Source organism: Bacillus sp. Marseille-P3661 (genome assembly GCF_900240995.1).
Taxonomy (GTDB): domain Bacteria; phylum Bacillota; class Bacilli; order Bacillales; family Bacillaceae_J; genus OESV01.
Genome location: NZ_LT965956.1, coordinates 371,925 through 389,427 on the forward strand (window position 1 = coordinate 371,925; position 17,503 = coordinate 389,427).

General features: G+C 36.1%; 13 protein-coding genes. 1 reads left to right on the forward strand and 12 read right to left on the reverse strand.

Annotated features, from left to right (window positions below):
- Positions 1-130 precede the first annotated feature (130 nt).
- From C1724_RS20755 to C1724_RS20795, 9 genes are read right to left on the reverse strand one after another with little or no spacing between them, the layout of a single operon-like run.
- Complete coding sequence (locus C1724_RS20755) at positions 131-1,639, reverse strand: aldehyde dehydrogenase family protein (RefSeq protein ID WP_219723286.1); 1,509 nt, start codon at positions 1,637-1,639, stop codon at positions 131-133.
- 30 nt (positions 1,640-1,669) lie between these two features.
- A complete protein-coding gene (locus tag C1724_RS20760) occupies positions 1,670-2,431 on the reverse strand; it encodes an SDR family NAD(P)-dependent oxidoreductase (RefSeq protein WP_102348677.1) in 762 nt (253 codons plus the stop codon).
- Between the two features lie 13 nt (positions 2,432-2,444).
- The gene (locus tag C1724_RS20765; protein ID WP_102348678.1) at positions 2,445-4,163 is read right to left on the reverse strand and encodes a hydantoinase B/oxoprolinase family protein; all 1,719 of its coding nucleotides are present in this window, start codon (positions 4,161-4,163) and stop codon (positions 2,445-2,447) included.
- A gap of 1 nt (position 4,164) precedes the next feature.
- Entirely contained in the window at positions 4,165-6,273 is a 2,109-nt protein-coding gene (locus C1724_RS20770; protein ID WP_102348679.1) for a hydantoinase/oxoprolinase family protein, read from the reverse strand.
- A gap of 45 nt (positions 6,274-6,318) precedes the next feature.
- A complete protein-coding gene (locus tag C1724_RS20775; RefSeq protein ID WP_102348680.1) occupies positions 6,319-7,494 on the reverse strand; it encodes an ABC transporter substrate-binding protein in 1,176 nt (391 codons plus the stop codon).
- Between the two features lie 35 nt (positions 7,495-7,529).
- Positions 7,530-8,210, reverse strand: coding sequence for an ABC transporter ATP-binding protein (locus C1724_RS20780; protein ID WP_180994379.1), 681 nt, complete (start codon positions 8,208-8,210; stop codon positions 7,530-7,532).
- 14 nt (positions 8,211-8,224) lie between these two features.
- The gene (locus tag C1724_RS20785) at positions 8,225-8,950 is read right to left on the reverse strand and encodes an ABC transporter ATP-binding protein (RefSeq protein ID WP_102348682.1); all 726 of its coding nucleotides are present in this window, start codon (positions 8,948-8,950) and stop codon (positions 8,225-8,227) included.
- A gap of 14 nt (positions 8,951-8,964) precedes the next feature.
- On the reverse strand, positions 8,965-9,834 hold the full coding sequence (locus C1724_RS20790; protein ID WP_102348683.1) for a branched-chain amino acid ABC transporter permease: 870 nt from the start codon (positions 9,832-9,834) through the stop codon (positions 8,965-8,967).
- Positions 9,835-9,838: 4 nt separating this feature from the next.
- Entirely contained in the window at positions 9,839-10,723 is an 885-nt protein-coding gene (locus C1724_RS20795) for a branched-chain amino acid ABC transporter permease (RefSeq protein ID WP_102348684.1), read from the reverse strand.
- 332 nt (positions 10,724-11,055) lie between these two features.
- On the opposite strand from C1724_RS20795, the gene C1724_RS20800 reads away from it, so the two are divergent.
- Positions 11,056-11,952 (forward strand): LysR family transcriptional regulator, encoded by an 897-nt coding sequence (locus C1724_RS20800; RefSeq protein ID WP_180994380.1) that lies wholly within the window; start codon positions 11,056-11,058, stop codon positions 11,950-11,952.
- A gap of 504 nt (positions 11,953-12,456) precedes the next feature.
- Here the strand turns inward: C1724_RS20800 and C1724_RS20805 are convergent.
- The 3 genes from C1724_RS20805 to C1724_RS20815 all read right to left on the reverse strand — a co-directional run bounded on the left by C1724_RS20805 (position 12,457) and on the right by C1724_RS20815 (position 17,495).
- A complete protein-coding gene (locus C1724_RS20805) occupies positions 12,457-14,397 on the reverse strand; it encodes a TRAP transporter permease (protein WP_102348686.1) in 1,941 nt (646 codons plus the stop codon).
- Between the two features lie 42 nt (positions 14,398-14,439).
- Positions 14,440-15,207: an SDR family NAD(P)-dependent oxidoreductase gene (locus tag C1724_RS20810; RefSeq protein WP_102348687.1), complete on the reverse strand. Its 768-nt coding sequence runs from the start codon at positions 15,205-15,207 to the stop codon at positions 14,440-14,442.
- 71 nt (positions 15,208-15,278) lie between these two features.
- Positions 15,279-17,495, reverse strand: coding sequence for a hydantoinase B/oxoprolinase family protein (locus C1724_RS20815; RefSeq protein ID WP_102348688.1), 2,217 nt, complete (start codon positions 17,493-17,495; stop codon positions 15,279-15,281).
- Positions 17,496-17,503: the final 8 nt, after the last annotated feature.

Sequence of the window (17,503 nt, forward strand, 5' to 3'; positions counted from 1 at the left end):
GTTACTACATTACCTCTTATACAACTTTTACAGAATACTCAGAAAAATAAATTTAAGAACCTCCTTTCTTTAATAGTATAATAACAATAATAATTCATGATTATTCTATTTTAATAGCCGCTTTAATTTATTAAGTACGGATAAAGTGTATTGCTTTTTGTTGGGTATACGATATAAGCTCTTCTATCCCTTCTTCACTTCCCAAACCACTATCTTTATGTCCGCTAAACGGTGTCCCCACATAATGAGCAGAAGTTCCATTAACCCATATATAGCCAACGTCCAAATCTTCAGATGTACGCAAGATTTGTTGAAAATCATTACTCCAAATAGAAGCTGTAAGACCATAAGGAACAATATTTACCATACTAATCATATCGTCATAGTTGCTCCATTTAATCACAGATTGGACTGGACCAAAAATTTCCTCACTGAATATTCGCATATTAGGTGTTACACCCGAGAAAATAGTGGGCTCAATATATAAACCTTGATCTAATGAAGGATCAGAAGGTTTACCTCCACCTATCATCAAATTAGCACCTTCTTTTAATGCTGACCTGATATATCCCATAACTCTCTCAAAATGATCTTTCGAAATTAAACATCCCATATTTTTTTCAGGATCTAACGGATTTCCAATTTTCGTTTTCTCTCTAGCTTTTTCTACTAATCGCTTTAAAAATTCATCATGTAAAGACTCATGTAAGAATAAACGTGACATTGAGCCACAAGATTGTCCTTGTGATTTCAAGAAATTCATTCCATTAAAGGCGGCTTCAACGGCTACCTCTAGATCAGCATCAGGAAATACGATCATACCGTTTTTACCGCCAAGCTCTAAAGTAATATTTTTAACTCCTGTTTCAGCGGCTGATTTCAATATTGCTTTACCTGTATTTACACTTCCGACTAACGCAATTCGGCGTACTTTATGATGACGAACAAGTGCATCGCCAGCTACCTTACCTTCACCACTAATAATATTTACCACTCCAGGAGGAAGGAGATCTTTAATGACTTCTCCGAATAAAAGCGAAGATAATGGTGGTTGTTCAGGAGCTTTAACAACCAGTGTATTACCTGCAATTAATGGCATACCAATTTTTTGAGCTGTAAATCCAATTGGATGATTATAAGGATTAATTCTAGCTACTACCCCATATGGTTCTCTTCTGGTTAAATGCCAATGGACTCCAGAGGAAGGAATTGTTTCTCCTTTTATTTCAGTTGCTAGACCTGCAGCATATTCCAGTGATTCTGCAGCACGTTCAACATCTGCAAGCATAGCTAGGACTGGGTTCCCAGAATCTATGGCATCCAAGGCGGCAAATTCATCGCCCCGCTCTCTTAAAACCCTTGCAATGTTGCGTACTATTTCAGCACGTTTTAAGGGCGGGACTTTTGCCCATTCTTTTTGTGCTCTAGCAGCTGCTTCGACTGCTTGGTCCACATCCTCCTTATTTGCAAGTGGAGCTCGTGCAATATAATGGCCATTAGCTGGATTAATAATTTCATAAGTCTCACCTTTTTGAGCGTAGGTAAGTTCTCCACCAATTAACATTCTCCAATTATGATCTCGGTATTTGTTGGCAATTTGTTCCCAATAGTGTTTATCCTTTTTTATCTTCGTTTGCATGCATAAACTCCTTTTCTATCTAATTTTTAATTAATGCATGTTCGTACCACCGTCAATATTGATTGTTTGTCCTGTAATAAAGTTGCTATCTGGAGATGATAGAAAGAGCACTGCCCCTACTAAGTCCTCAGGAACCTGCATTCGCTTTATAGATTTAAGTAGATTAGATGGATGATTTTCAAAATATTTAGGATCTGTTTCTTTCAACTGTGTTTCACTTGCAGTTAGACCAGGCGTAATAGCATTAACACAAATATAATCCTCCCCAACTTCTCTAGCTAACGCACGGGTAAACCCAATAACAGCTGCCTTAGAGGAAGTATAATGTAGTCTATTAGGTGTTCCATCCCAAACACGAGTACTAGAAATGTTAACAATTTTCCCGTACTTATTATTTTTCATATATGGATAAACGGCTTTGGAACAGAGGAATAGACCTTTAACATTAACCTCCATAACCTTATCCCATTCCTCAATCGGTATTTCGATCCAAGGCCTTCGTGGTAAAACGCTCATTAAAGATGCATTATTGATCAAAATATCGATGGAACCAAAGGTATCATAAGCTTTATGTGCCATTTCTAAGGTGCTATTATTTTCCGAAACATCTACAAATACTGCGATTGCATTCCCACCATTATTTTTTATTTGTTCCACTGTGTCTTCAGCGGCACCAAAATCAATATCTGCCACCACGACTTTTGCTCCTTCTTGTGCAAAGCGCTCGGCATACACCTTTCCAATTCCTTTACCACCACCTGTAATGATGGCAACTCTATCTTTTAATCGCATCTTTTTCGCTCCTTTATTTCAGGCTTTGTCGTTTTTTTCTGGTTTCTTCCTCGTCAACTTTCATTTCTCCCTCATTGATAACAACACCATAATCCTGTAAAGCTGCTTGAATGGAAATATATCCATTCTTCACATCTCTTAAAACCATTTTCGGGTCTCGCTCGTGTGGATTACCATATCCAGATCCACCTGCGTTTTGTATTCTAATCAAATCTCCTGATTTAAGATTATAAGTTGCCAAAGGAGATGAGCATATTTCAGTCTCTGTTCCCGGATTTATAACAACGCTGCCTTTTTGTGAAGCTCTCCCTCCATTGACCCCCCAAGATCCTTTCTTAAAATGTCCCATTCTAACTGTAAACTTCGCTTCGTCTAATAATAAATATTCTCTTACAAACCCAAGACCGCCTCTGTATTCTCCAGCTCCTGCCGAGTCTTTTATAGGTTCCCACCTTTTAACAACAAGTGGGTATTCTGTTTCCAGGACTTCAACAGGTGTACTTGGTGTAATATGGTTCATTGCCAAAGTGCCAAATACACCGTCATTTTCTGATGTAGCTCCAAGAGAGGTGTTGGCTAGCTCATACTGCACTCCCGGTTTACCTGAGCGTGCTCTTGGGTAACCAATACTCGTTCCACCGATACCTAATCCCGCTGGAGCAACAACTCTATCATTACAGAAAGAAGCCATTGCCTTTTGTACACAACTATACATAAGATGTGTGGTTGGATAATAATTGTTTACTGGTGCAGGAAATTTAGCATTGGTAACCCTACCTTCAGGATTTATAAATCGAACTACCTTTCTTATTCCATCATTAATAGGAATAGTCGGATCTAAAATACCTATCAGTGCCAAAACTGAAGCTGTCTCTACAGACTGTGGCCTAACGTTAACAGGTCCATCAACCTGCTTATTACTTTCACTATAATCAAATTCGATATTTTCCCCTTGTTTTGTAATTTTTACATGAATACGAACAGGTTTATTTAAAGTAACCCCATCATTATCCATAAAAGCCTCAGCTTCATGTGAGCCGTTCGGAAGTAATGATAATTCTTTTCGAATACGCTTTTCCGACAATACCATTATTTCTTTAAACCCAGTCATGAGCATATCTTTTCCATACTCATCACACATTTCTTGTAACCGTTTTAATCCCATTCTTGTGGCCCCAACTTGAGCACGGATATCACCTACTACTTCATTTGGAGTACGACTATTACCTCGTAAGATACTCTCTATGTCAGAATTAATACCGCTATCGTTCCAAATAAGAACACCTGGAACCAACAACCCCTCATGGTAAATTTCCCTAGCATCCGCACTCGATGAGCCTGGTACTAATCCCCCTAAATCAGGTTTATGGGCAATACTCGCGCAGAATGCAATAAGTTCACTATGGTAAAATACTGGAGTAACGATAGCCATATCGGGAACATGAAAATTACCTGATGTATAAGGATCGTTAACTAGAAAACTGTCTCCCGGTTTCATTTTACTTCCAAATTTCTTTATAATAGTTTGTGCTGTTCGATGATATGGAAATAAATGATAGGGTGCACCTGAACCAGTAACAACCTTCCCCTCCCAGTCTAATATGCATGCACTTCCATCCTGTGATTCTCGTAAAATAGGAGAATATCCGCTATGAAACAACAAGTGTTCCATCATAGAAACAACCTCATTTAAACGATAACTTAAAACCTCTAAAGTTATTGGATTGATCATGTTACCACACCCCCTCAGACTTTTTAATATCTGTTCCTTCAATTTCTTGAAGGGGGCTACAGTTGATGATCATGTTTCCATAATACTCGATTTCAGCATTCATTCCAGGTAGAATAATAGTTGTGGAATCTGCTTGTTCAACAATTGCTGGTCCCTTAATACAACTTCCTACTCCAAGAAATTGTCTGTCATACACAGGTGTATTGATAAAATCTTGAACGCTATCAAAATATACATTACGGTAACCTTTTAAAGCATTCGATCCCAAACCTCTTAATTTTATTGGTTTCAAATCAAGCTTGGGTACTTTTCCTTTTACAAATAACCTGATATTAACAGTTTCTGGTTCTTCACCTTTTGCAGATAATCCATAAATTCTTTCATGCTTTTCATGAAATATATTTTTCAGTAACTCATGGAAGTTGTGTTCTTCAATTGAAGGAATATCAACCGTCAGTTCATATCCTTGTTGTGGATAACGAATATCAATTTGTTGTATTAGCTCTATCTCATTATCGTTAAAGCCTTCCGCTTTTACTTCCTCAATCGCTTGGTGTATCAGAATATCAAATTCTGTTTTTAGTTCACTTATATTGATTTGATAGATAGGTTTAATAAAACTTTTTATATATATATGTTTCACATCGGTACATAGAAGACCAACAGCACATGTAAGCCCTGGATATAAAGGAACTACAACTTTTGGAATACCAACCTCTTTCGCTAGAGCTGCTGCATGAAGTGGACCAGAACCACCAAATGCAACTAGAGCAAATTGTCTTGGGTCAACCCCTTGTTCAATCATTGTGGTTCGTAACCCCACTGCCATTTGAGTATTTACAATTGTATTAACACCAATAGCTGTTTCAACAGCGTCCATATTAAGAGATTTTCCCACATTAGTTAAAGCTTGCTTGGCAAGTCCTTTATCTGCATTCATACGACCACCCGCAAAATTGGCAGGATCTAAATAACCAAGTACAATATTAGCATCTGTAACTGTTGGTTCAGTTCCACCTCTACAATAACTTGCAGGTCCTGGAAACGCTCCTGCGCTTCTCGGACCTACTTTAAGCAAACCATCCTTTCCAATATAAGCGATTGTCCCCCCTCCTGCACCAAGTGCATTTATTTGTATCATTGGGGTCCCTATATCTTGACCAGCTATTTTCCCACGTCTTGTTTCACTATATTGGTTCTCATAAATCACACTAATATCCGCACTAGTTCCGCCCATATCAAAAGTTACAATATTTGATAAGTTAATCATTTTACCCAAAGAAGTTCCATATACCACACCAGCTGCCGGACCTGAAAGTAAAGTTTCATTTGGGTAATTAACAGCTATGTTAATTCGCATTAACCCACCATTTGATTGCATAATATAAATATGATTCGTCTGGATACCTAACTTTTTAATTTTTTTATCCAAATCTTGGAAATACGATTCCATAACCGGTCCGACAAATGCATCTAAAACCGTAGTTGAAAGTCTTATATATTCACGAATAACAGGATGTACTTTACTAGACAGTGATACTCGACATTCAGGATACAATTCTTTAATTAATTGTTCTGTTTGGAGTTCATGTTCTGGATTTATAAAGGAAAACAAATAACTTACTGCTATTGATTTAACATCCTTTTCTTTAAGCTCTTGAACTGCTTTAATTACTGAGACCTCGTTTAATGATTCCAAAACTGCTCCATCAAACATAATTCTTTCTTTGATTTCTTTAGTAAGTTCCTGAGATACCAAAGTAGGTGGTTTTTTATAAAAAGGGTCTATTATATCAGAACCAATTGGTTTAGTTCCACCTCTTGTATCATATACAGCCCTCATACCTTCAGTTATTAAAAGCCCAGTTTTAGCGCCTCTATTTTCTATAACAGCATTAGTTGCTACCGTTGTTCCATGTGCAAAAAAATCTATATCATTAAACTTTATATTTCTTTCTTCAACAAATATCTCTAACGCATTCACAATTGCTAAGGCTGGATTATTCGAATTTGATGGTACTTTTGTTGTATATATTTCTCCAGTTTCTTTATGAACGGCTGCTAAATCGGTAAAGGTTCCACCTGTATCTATTCCTACTGCCCATGTCAAGGTATATCCCCCCTATAATCTCTATTTAGAAAAAACTTAGATTCACTAGTTTAAAGTTTCAAAATTACCGTTTTTAACTATTTTTAATTGAAGATCTTTAGTTACTAGTCCATCTTTGTCAAAACTAATATTTCCAGTAAGTCCGTCATAGTCTTTAATATTTAAAAAAGCATCTCTTATTTCAGTTGAGGTTCTCTTGCCTTCTCTCAATATATCTGCAAGCATATGCACCATTTCATAATGCTGAGCACCAAAAATTTCTGGATCTTCCCCATATTTACTTTTATATTTATCTACAAATTCTTTAACCTTTGGCTTAGATGTATCAAGAGTACTAAACGTATAAACAATCCCTTCTGCAGCAGAACCTGCAATAGTCATTGTGTTAGATGTTTCAGTTGTTGAAGTTGAATAAATATTCCCTTTATATCCTAATTCGCGAATTTGTTTAAATATTAGTTGTAGTTCTTGACCTGTCCCATGTGCAATGATTCCCTCTGGATTATTCGATATTACCTTTGTAATGATTCCTTTGAAATTAGTTGTGTTTAGATCAAATGTTTCAGTATTTGTTACTTCGATTTGATCACCCGCAACTTCTTTAAACTTATCTTGGTAAATTTCACCAAGTTCTGAGTTTTCGTGTATAATACCAACTGTTTTAAGTTTTACCTCATCCTTTAAATAGTTAGCCATTTCAGTAGCCTCACCGTATACACTAATAGAATCCTGAACAGTCCACTCACTAGAAGTTGCAAAACCAGGATAAGTAACAGCTCCTGTTAACATTAATACTTCATTTTGATCTCCAACTGGAATTTGTGCTAAAGATACACCTGTCATACTTAGAAAAATAGTATTCACTTTATCTTTTGTTATGAGTTTCTGTAATGCAGAAATCCCTGTGGACGGATCACCTTTATGATCCTCGTAAACTACCTCTAGCGGCTGTCCGTTTATTCCTCCATTGGCATTGATTTCTTCCAATGCTAAATCAGTACCATTTTTAAAGTAAGTTGAATATGCTGCAAATGGACCAGTTATCGGAATAGTTGCTCCAAAACGAATAGGCTCAGTTGCATTTGTATTTTCATTACTTTCATTAGTTGTTTTACCTTGTGATTGCTCGGCAGGAGCACTACAACCACTTGCAATCGTTAAACTTACGATTAAGATTATTAACAAATAACTTACTTTTTTAAAACTAGTAAAAGAACTCATTGTATTCCTCCCCAAAATATTTTTCAAATCTTTCCCTATGCCAATTGCTTAATTTCGATAGGTGTTCCTTCTGCTAAAATCTTCCCTGATTGCAATACGTAAATCTTATTTACAACTTCCTCTACTAATTGGACTGACTGTTCTACAATCAAAAAGGAAATTCCGAACTCATGATTTATTTTTCGAATTGCTTCAAATAACTGACCAACAAGAAGTGGTGATAATCCGGCAGATGGTTCATCAAGTAAAACAAGTTTTGGGGAACTCATAAGCGCAATACCTAATGCCAGCATTTGTCGCTCACCCCCGCTCAATACACCTGCATTTCTTTGACGAAGTTCATACAGCTTAGGGAAAATGGAATATATCAATTCTTCATTTTCTTCTAATTTTCGTTTGTTTTTTTCTCTCAAACCACCCATCTCTAAATTATCTTGAACAGTTAATCTAGGGAAAATGGGCTTTTGATCAGGACTATAACTCATTCCCTTACGGCTGTCACTATACGGTGGGATATTTGAAATTGGATTATTCAAAAATTGAATGTCTCCACTTCCCCCTTTGTTTATTCCCGAAACACACTTAAGCAAAGTAGTTTTTCCTGCACCATTATGACCAATAATCGCAACGGCTTCACCACTCTCTACCTTCAAGTTAATATCGTGTAATACATTTTTATCTCCATAAGCGAATGATAGTTGTTTTATTTGTAACAATATGATTCACCACCCTAACCAAGATATAACTTTCTTAAGTCATTTGTTTTTTCAATTTCCTCTACTTTTCCTGATGCCACCATACTACCTTGAACCATAAACAAAACCTTATCAGAAATGGAGGTTACTAGATCATAGTGATGTTCTATTAACAGAACTGTTTTGTGATGAGTTCTAGTTAAGTTATATATAATCTCACCAATTTTCTCTATTGATTTTTCATCTAAACCCACAGCAGGCTCATCGAGTAAAAATAGATCCATTTCAGCTGATAATAATTGAGCTATATTCATTAATCTTCGTTCACCAAATGTTAGGGAATTGGCCAATTCCTTTCTTTTATCCTTCAAGCCAACTTCTTCCAAATAATAATCTACTTTCTCTAATGTAAGTTTATTTAGCGATTTCCCTTTTTGTAAGAACTTTTTTTTTCGTAACGCACCCATGGCAACGTTTTCAAAGATAGTTAACCCAGAAAAACAATGAGGATCTTGAAACATGCGACCTATACCAATTTTCGCCTTTTCTTCCATATCAACATCCGTTACATCTTTATTATTAAATATCACTGTTCCTTCATCAGGCTTTATGATTCCAGAAATTAAATTAAATAATGATGTCTTACCCGCCCCATTTGGTCCTATTAGACTCGTAACCTGATTTTTTTTACATGAAAAAGACACATTATCTACTGCTCTAACACTTCCGAAAGATACACTTAAATCTTCCCCCACCAACATTCGACAGCCCTCCTTTATGCAACCTTGTATTTGCCAAAAAATCCTTGTGGTCTTATAAAGACCAGCAACACTAGCAATACTCCATAAATTATTTGTTGAAGATGTCCCGCATAACTATCAGGTATCCCAATGATTCTTAAAATTTCTGGTAATGCAACCATTAAGGCTGTACCTAGTATTGGTCCATATAGACTTGCAGGCCCTCCAATAAATACGAACGTGAAAACAGTTACGGCTAGACCAATGCTAAATGCTATAGGAGACACGTATCCCACAAAATGGGCATAAAGAACACCAGCAATACCCGCAAATCCAACACCAATTGCAAAATTAATAATTTTAATGAGTTTAACATTGTATCCTAATGTCGACATGAGTAAATCATCATCACGTACTCCTTGTGCCATGACACCCCAAGGAGAGCGTTTCCAAAGTAATAGAATTGTCAGTACTATAATTAAAACAGCTGTAACCAATACTAGAAAACTAATATTACTTACGAACGTATATCCAAAAAATGTAGGACGAAGTATGCCAAACAATCCCGCAGGACCGTTGGTTATACTTTGCCAATTATGGATGATTCCAATAATAACTTCATGTAAAGCGAAAAACGATAATATTAAATAATCCTCCTTCAATCGTGACAATAAAACATATGATATAGCACCTACGATTCCTGTAATTACAAAAGCAATGATCATTGCAACAATCATATTTAATTCAAAACGTAGATAGCAAATTGCTCCAACATATGCACCGATTGCATAAAATGCTGCATGTGAAAAGGAGATTATTCCGGAATATCCGACTATCATATCTAAAGAAATCGCCAAAATTGCATAAATAGCAAATATAATTAATACATGAACTAAATATTCCATTTACTTAAGCCCTCCTAGTTCCAATTTTGCTACCGAAGAATCCTTGTGGCTTAATAACTAAAAAGAGTAACATGACAATAAAGACAACTGTTGTTTTCCACGAACTTGGTAGTACCCAAAGTGAAAGAGATTCGATAATTCCCAAAAACAAGGCCCCTAGTGCAGCTCCTGGTAAATACCCAATACCTCCTATAATTACAGCAATAACTGAAACAAACATAATTGAAAACCCTTGGTCGGGGCGGACACCAATCGCCATTGCCTGTAATGGAGCTGCTAGCGCAACTAAAGCAGAACCAATTGCAAATACAATTGTATAGATCTTATTCGTATTCATCCCAACGATGGTGGCCATTTCTGGGTTATCTGAAATAGCACGCATCATTTTTCCAATCTTAGACTTTGTAAGCACAAAGTATAAAATTATAAATACAATTACTGCAATAACAATCGCTAAAATATCTGTTATTGTAACCATAAAATTATTTCCGATATTAATAGTGGGTAATGGTCCTGAAAAAATAGAATAAGTATCCGGACCAAATATTAAGCCTATTAAATTCTCGGTAAGTATGAGAATTCCTAATGATGCAATGAGGGTCATTACTATAGATGCTCCCTTGTTCCGTAAAGGGCGATAAATAAAGCGTTCCAATGCAACACCATAAATTGCACTGCCTAGTAAAGCGATAACAAATGAAACAACTATATTAGACTGAAATATGACATAACTCGTATAGAAAAAATAAGTCCCTATCACAAAAGTAGCCCCATGTGCTATGTGAAATACCTGTGTTGCATTATAAATAAGTCCAAATCCCACTGCTAATAGTGCATATAATGAGCCTGTAGCCAGTCCCTGAATTAATAATCCAATAAGAGTTTCCATGACTTTCCCTCCTTCTAATTAATATAAAAAATATTTTTTCTTCTTACATCTAACTTAGTGCAATAATTATATGCAACTTAAAGTTATACGAACTTTCTATTTATTAAATATTATTGTTTTTTCAGTACCCCCTTCATTTTGATGCTGGTTTTGGAGATTCAGGATTTTGTCTAAGAACGTTTTAAATTTCTTATCACGCGATTATAAAATTTTATATTATTCTAACTATTTTAACTATTCTTAACTTTTAATTAATTATATAATTGTATTAATAGACAGTCCAATAAGTAAATTGGGCTTAAATATAAGTGACACTAATGGGAGGGGAAAATATGAGAATAGAACCATACTTATCTTTCTGTGCAATAGTTGAGGAAGGTGGATTTCAAAAAGCAGCAGATAAACTCTATCTAACGCAACCTGCAGTAAGCTTAAATATAAAACAACTAGAAAAAGATTACGGACAACCTATTTTAATTCGCAAGACTAAAGGGAAAATAGCGTTAACTCCTCTAGGAGAAAAAGTCTATGAATACTCCACTGGTTTAAGGGCGCAGATTGAAAAACTAGAACATTTGAAGATGGAATCATTAAAACAATTACAGTATGAAATTACGATTGATTGTAATTCCACAGGAGGGCTCTATTTATTAACCAAGACTTCCCTTAAATTTCGGGTTAACAATCCCCAAATTTATTTAACTATTAGACGCACTAGTAATCGTGAAGACTCAAGAATATTTAATAATAATGCTGACTTATATATGAATTTACTTAGCTCGATACCCAAACAAATGAGCCCTATTGCTAAGTGGGATGATAAAATGGTCATTATTGTACCAAAAGATCATGCTTTATCAGGCCGTATATTATCACAGAAAGAATTAGAAAAACAAACATTTATTTTACCAACGAAGGCATCACCTTCACGTTTTGTTTTAGATGATTATTTTAATCATAAAATAGGGACCCCAGCGAAGTGCATATTGGAAGTAGAAAATCCAGAAGCAATTAAACAGAGTGTATTATCTCAAAAAATACCTGGTATAATATTGAAAAGTGTTATTCAACAAGAGCTAGATAATGAGATATTAACTACAGTGCCTACAGAATCAGGTTTAGATATGATTTGTTATCATGTTATATTTGAAAATAATCACAGACCTTTAACCGAAGTAACTAGAAAATTTATTAAATTTCTAAAAAAGAACGATCCATTTAGTTTTTGATAATATATAATTATTAAACATAGATAATTAATTTCTATTCGATTAATTTTCAGCACAAAATAAAATCTTCCTAAACATTATTGATAATCAGCTAGAGGTACATCCATTTTTATTAATATGTTATCTTAATCGTTTCCAAACTGTACTTTTATGGGGGCAGTATATATAAAGTATAATGTATATTACGCTTGCTATTTTGCTATTTTTTCTTTATAAACAAATAGTTCCTCCCATATTATTCAATACTTCTCTGCCCCGAGTAAATTGACCGCTATATCTGAAAGCAATATCTTCTAAATTCTTATCTTTAAAAATAGAGAAGATTCCCCTTTTGTTACCATCATGATTCTCTAATTTACATACACTTTCGGTTGATATATATTTATTGGAAATACGAAAACACCACAGCCAACAATTTGACTGTGGTATTTAAACGTACTGCTATTTCTTTTCCCTTTTAATATGAATAAAAAATAAAAGTATCGGCCTGGTTTGTAAATTTTTTTAATTCTGATACGTCTTATACTGATCAGGTTGTATTTCAAGGTTTTGAAATTTTGTCTTATTCCGATATTGATCAATGTAAATAAAAATAATAATTAATAAACCAATTGAATCAATCAATACAGATACAGGGGCAACAATTAAAATTACGGCTACCAGCGACAATAAACGATAAAGCCTTTTGATAGGATTAAAGTAATAGCCTTGTAAAGCAAAGGCAAGTGCAAAAATAACAATGATTGCTTTAATTACGCTCCAGATTATTGCAAAAATGTTAGTATCGATTAGTAACAATGCTGGTTCATAAGCAAATAAAAATGGTACAACAAATGCAATTGATCCAACCTTGGTAGCTGTCAGACCCGTCTTAAAAGCATTACCTCCCGAAATAGCTGAAGCAGCGAAAGCCGCAATAGCAACCGGTGGTGTGATCATCGAAATACAAGAAAAATAGATTGCAAATAAATGGGCTACAACGGGGTTTAACCCCATTTCAATTAAAGAAGGTACTAAGATCGATATCTGCACAATATATGCGGGAATAGTAGGTAAACCCATTCCTAGAATTAAGGAAGCTATAGCAGCCATAACTAAAGCTAAAAACAAACTGCCGCCCGACATATCAATCATAAAACTTGTAAAACGATCACCTAAACCCGTTAACGTGACAGCACCGATAATTATTCCTGATACAGCTGAAGCTGCAATAACTGTCAAAGACATATTTGCGGCACCTTGTAGAGCATTTACAAGCTTAGTCCTAGTTAGTCTTGTATGTTTGGTAAATAAACTAACTAAAACTAATGCAAACATACTGTATATAATTGCAAACATAGGTGTACGTCCTATTGATAGCAAATAAACAAGAAGTATAAACGGTATTAATAAATGAAGATGTGACTTTGTAACGGATTTCCAATCTCCAATCTCCTTCTCGTCCAACCCTCTCAAGTTTAATCTTCTTGCTTCTACATCAAGATTAATCCAGACTCCGACAAAATAAAGGACAGCTGGAATTAAAGAATATAATGCGATCTGAAAATACGGGATCCCTGTAAACTGTGCCATAATAAACGCCTGTGCACCCATAATCGGTGGCAGAAACTGAGCGCCTGTTGAAGCTGCTGCCTCTACTGCTCCAGCGTATTCACGGCTATAACCAATTCGTTTCATCAAAGGAATACTAAAAGAACCTGTGCTGACTACATTTGCAACGGCACTACCGGATACCATACCTGTTAAGGCACTTGTCAGTACTGCAATTTTTGCAGGACCACCTCTCCTTTTGCCAGAAACCCCGGAAGCAAATTTTAATAGAAAGCGCCCAAACCCAACTTCTTCTAAAAGTGCTGCAAATATAACAAATAAGATAAGGAAGGTCGCTGAAATACCAAGGGGTATACCATAAATTCCATCAGTTGTATAAACTAAATTATCGATAAACATACTTAACGACTTACCGTCGTGCCCGAAAATCCCTGGTAGGTAAGGTCCCATCATAGGATAGAGAAAGAACAGTATTGCAAGTATGGTCATTCCCCATCCCATCGTTCTCTTTGTAGCATCGATAACTATTAACACGATTAGTAAACCGATTAAGGTTTCACTAGTGCTTAACGGCGTCATATAGGGAAAACGTCCACCCATCAAATAATCGTAATTCAATATCAAGTATATTTGTGAAAGAACTAATATGATTAGCAAAAGTACAGGTACATAACGATTGTAAATATAACCTAGAATGGACCTTGGGGTAGTTGTAGAATCAACTGCCCCGTTGTTGTTCTGTGGTATGAGAATTGTTAAATATAGTAGTGACAATCCTAAAGCTAAATGAATGATTCTTTGCATGTACGCTTCAAGTGAACCAAAAACACCGGTATATATGTGAAACAACGACAATCCTATTGCTACTACAGCCACTAGGATACGTGCATTCATAAAACACCTCCACTACCTAACTGATACTCGAAATGTTTACATCTAGACATTACGATATTCTTGCACACCCCATGTAGCTAAAGCTCCACCATCTACGCGAATATCCATTCCCGTAACAAAGCTTGATTCGTCAGAAGCAAGGTAGGCAACAGCTAACGCTTGATCAATTGGCTCACCCGTTCTACCTAACGGAATTTCAGGAGCTGTTCGTACACTATTCAATTGTTTTACACCAACCGGTGTTCCTGTTCGAGTTGGTGAAACAGAATTGACTCTAATACCATAATCCGCAAGATCCATTGCCATCGCTCTCGTCATATTTAACACGCCTCCTTTGGATGAACAATAACCGATCGCATTTTTTCTACCGCGATGTCCTGATGTAGATGCAATATTAACGATACTACCTTTAATATTCAGATCTATCATCGACCTCGCAACAACTTGGCAAAATTGGAAAGTCCCTGTCAAATTAATATCAATACAATCCTGCCATTCACTAGTTTCTATCTCTAATACACCTTTGTTAACTGTTATGGCAGCATTATTAACAAGCGAATCTACTTTTCCAAACTTATGAATAGTTTCTTGCACAACAGACTGAATTGCTCCTTTATCACGAATATCTAATGCGAAGGCAAGTGCCTCCCTACCTAATTCACGAACAGCATCTGCTGCAGCGTCTGCGTTTTCTTGCAGGTAATCTGCACAAACTACATTTGCACCTTCTTTAGCTAGTGTTCTAGCAACCTCTATACCAATATTTGGTCCAGTTCCAGATACGATCACAACTTTATCTTTAAAACGCATTTTCCATCACTCCGTTTAATTTATTGGTTAATTAGAAACTCTCGAAAAGGTCAAATGCTTTTTCAGAAATTTTAATTAACCTTATAGTCGTCCCATACACTAGAATCATCGTAACGGTGTTGCTCAGCTGCTATTAATAACCCGCAGTTTGAACAAATGTACTCCCATAGCTCGAAATAGGGTGAATTCCCATTTAATTTTTTTGAAATCCACGGACTTCCAGAGCCAACCTCACGTTTTATTAACAGTAATTGTTGTTTTGTTTCTTCATTGGCTGCATTACAAATCACATGATCACAGCATGGACAATAGATTTGGTGATTACGAATCCTCATTCCGCCAAAAGGCTGTGACACTCCATGACTATCTACTTTCTTAGGCTCTGTTGATTCTTTTACGTACGATGGATTTTGAATATAAGCTAATTTTAGTCTCTCGGTACGAATGTCTTTTCGTTTAGACAAAGTTGCTTCAAAATCAATCTGTTTATTTTTTATAATGACACCGTAGACCTGCTCTGCTTGTTCTTTTGATACTAAACCATTGTTAAAGTCGTCTAATACTCTTATGGGTTCTCGCTCCGTCGGATCACCATAACCGCCACCGCCATGAGGAACAGCAACAAAAACATCGCCATCATTTAATTCAAATGCAGATTTTGCTTGTAAAAACTCCTTATTTTCCATTGTTTCAACACTTATAGGCAGTTCACCTATGTTCCAAAACTCTTGAAGATTGGCCTCTCTTATTAAGATAGCAGTAGATCCTCCACCTGGAAATCCTCCTGATATTCCTGGTGAACTAGAATGATTCACACCATTTGTATTGACAGTCAAATCTATTTTATTTGTTTTATATGGTGTAAAGGCGGTTTCTGCAGATACCCCTCCACGGAACTTACCTGCCCCACCAGAATCTTTCGTTCTTCTGCGATACAAAAACATCACAGGATATAAAGATTCCAATGATTCGACATTGGCTACGCTTGAACGAGGAGCTAGTAGCTTCCCACCGACATCATAACCATCTGCAAATCCTTTCGCTCCGGTTCCTTGTAAATCGGAACTTAACAGCATAGTCGCGAAGGGTTCACCACTCTGATCCCGTCCAAACAAATTGTATACAAAAGCCGCTCCTGACCAATTGGCCATTGCTTCTTCATTAAAACTGATACTTGAGGTTAACATTTTACCTAAAGTAGCTGCTGTTGCATTCGTAGTACAAATAGAGGCATGAACTGTCCCAAACCCAACTGGAGCAGGAAATTTAGCGTGATGAACGGTTCCTTCTTTAACTTTAATATCAATTTGTCTAAATACCCCTGCATTCCAAGGTATTTTTTCGCATAAGTAAGGAAATACTGCAGTATAAACTCCGGATATTGCCGCCGCATACGTACAATTAATAAAGCCAGGACTTTGCTCGTCTGTTTCAGTAAGGTCAAAGGTTAAGTGTTCACCTTTTTTTATTAACCGGCATCGAACCGTGTATATTTTTTCATCAAAACCATCATGATCTAAATGGTCTTCGCCATACCACTCACCATCCGGTAAACGACGGAGTTGCTGTTTAAATAGAATCTGGCTGTAATCAAGCATATCCTGAAATGCATTTATAACTGTGTTGATCTTATATCGATCTATTAAACTATATAGTCTCTCACGGACAACATTTGCCGCTGCGATTTGAGCACGTAAATCAAGCTCTATCAAATCTGGTAAACGCGAATTTGTTAAATATGTTCCAAGTACATCATTTTGTAATCTACCATTGCGAACAACTTTCAAATAGCGATATCTTGGCGCTTCATCGAAAACAGATCTTGCCTTTGGGTTCCAGCTACCCGGGTATGGACCTCCTACATCTATTTGATGGATAACTGATGCTGTCCAAGCAATCCGCTTTCCATTCCAGAAAATAGGTTGAAGAATGCAAATATCATTTTGATGGCCTGCTCCCATCCAAGGATCATTTACCATATACATATCGCCTTCTTCAATATCTTCGCCTAACATCGCTATTGCATTTTTAATAATTATTGAAATAGCACTTACATGTAGGATAATATAAGCACCTACACAAAGGATTTCTCCTTCTGCGTCAGCTAGGACGACATTGAAATCGTTTCCCTCTGAAGCTACTGGTGAACCAGAGATATTAATAATCGTTTTTCCTTGTTCGTCATTTATTTGCCATAATCGATGACGTAATACCTCAAATGTAACTGGATCATTCCGTGGAATGAATTTTAGATCATTTTTTAAGTCACTATTAGTTTTCAAACTCATACTCCACG

What these genes read in the sequence shown, in the direction of transcription:
- C1724_RS20795 (WP_102348684.1), bottom strand. Translation starts at nt 10,723, where the DNA reads ATGGAAACTCTTATTGGATTATTAATTCAGGGACTGGCTACAGGCTCA.
- C1724_RS20800 (WP_180994380.1), top strand. Translation starts at nt 11,056, where the DNA reads ATGAGAATAGAACCATACTTATCTTTCTGTGCAATAGTTGAGGAAGGT.
- C1724_RS20765 (WP_102348678.1), bottom strand. Translation starts at nt 4,163, where the DNA reads ATGATCAATCCAATAACTTTAGAGGTTTTAAGTTATCGTTTAAATGAG.
- C1724_RS20785 (WP_102348682.1), bottom strand. Translation starts at nt 8,950, where the DNA reads ATGTTGGTGGGGGAAGATTTAAGTGTATCTTTCGGAAGTGTTAGAGCA.
- C1724_RS20755 (WP_219723286.1), bottom strand. Translation starts at nt 1,639, where the DNA reads ATGCAAACGAAGATAAAAAAGGATAAACACTATTGGGAACAAATTGCC.
- C1724_RS20815 (WP_102348688.1), bottom strand. Translation starts at nt 17,495, where the DNA reads ATGAGTTTGAAAACTAATAGTGACTTAAAAAATGATCTAAAATTCATT.
- C1724_RS20805 (WP_102348686.1), bottom strand. Translation starts at nt 14,397, where the DNA reads ATGAATGCACGTATCCTAGTGGCTGTAGTAGCAATAGGATTGTCGTTG.
- C1724_RS20760 (WP_102348677.1), bottom strand. Translation starts at nt 2,431, where the DNA reads ATGCGATTAAAAGATAGAGTTGCCATCATTACAGGTGGTGGTAAAGGA.
- C1724_RS20790 (WP_102348683.1), bottom strand. Translation starts at nt 9,834, where the DNA reads ATGGAATATTTAGTTCATGTATTAATTATATTTGCTATTTATGCAATT.
- C1724_RS20775 (WP_102348680.1), bottom strand. Translation starts at nt 7,494, where the DNA reads ATGAGTTCTTTTACTAGTTTTAAAAAAGTAAGTTATTTGTTAATAATC.
- C1724_RS20810 (WP_102348687.1), bottom strand. Translation starts at nt 15,207, where the DNA reads ATGCGTTTTAAAGATAAAGTTGTGATCGTATCTGGAACTGGACCAAAT.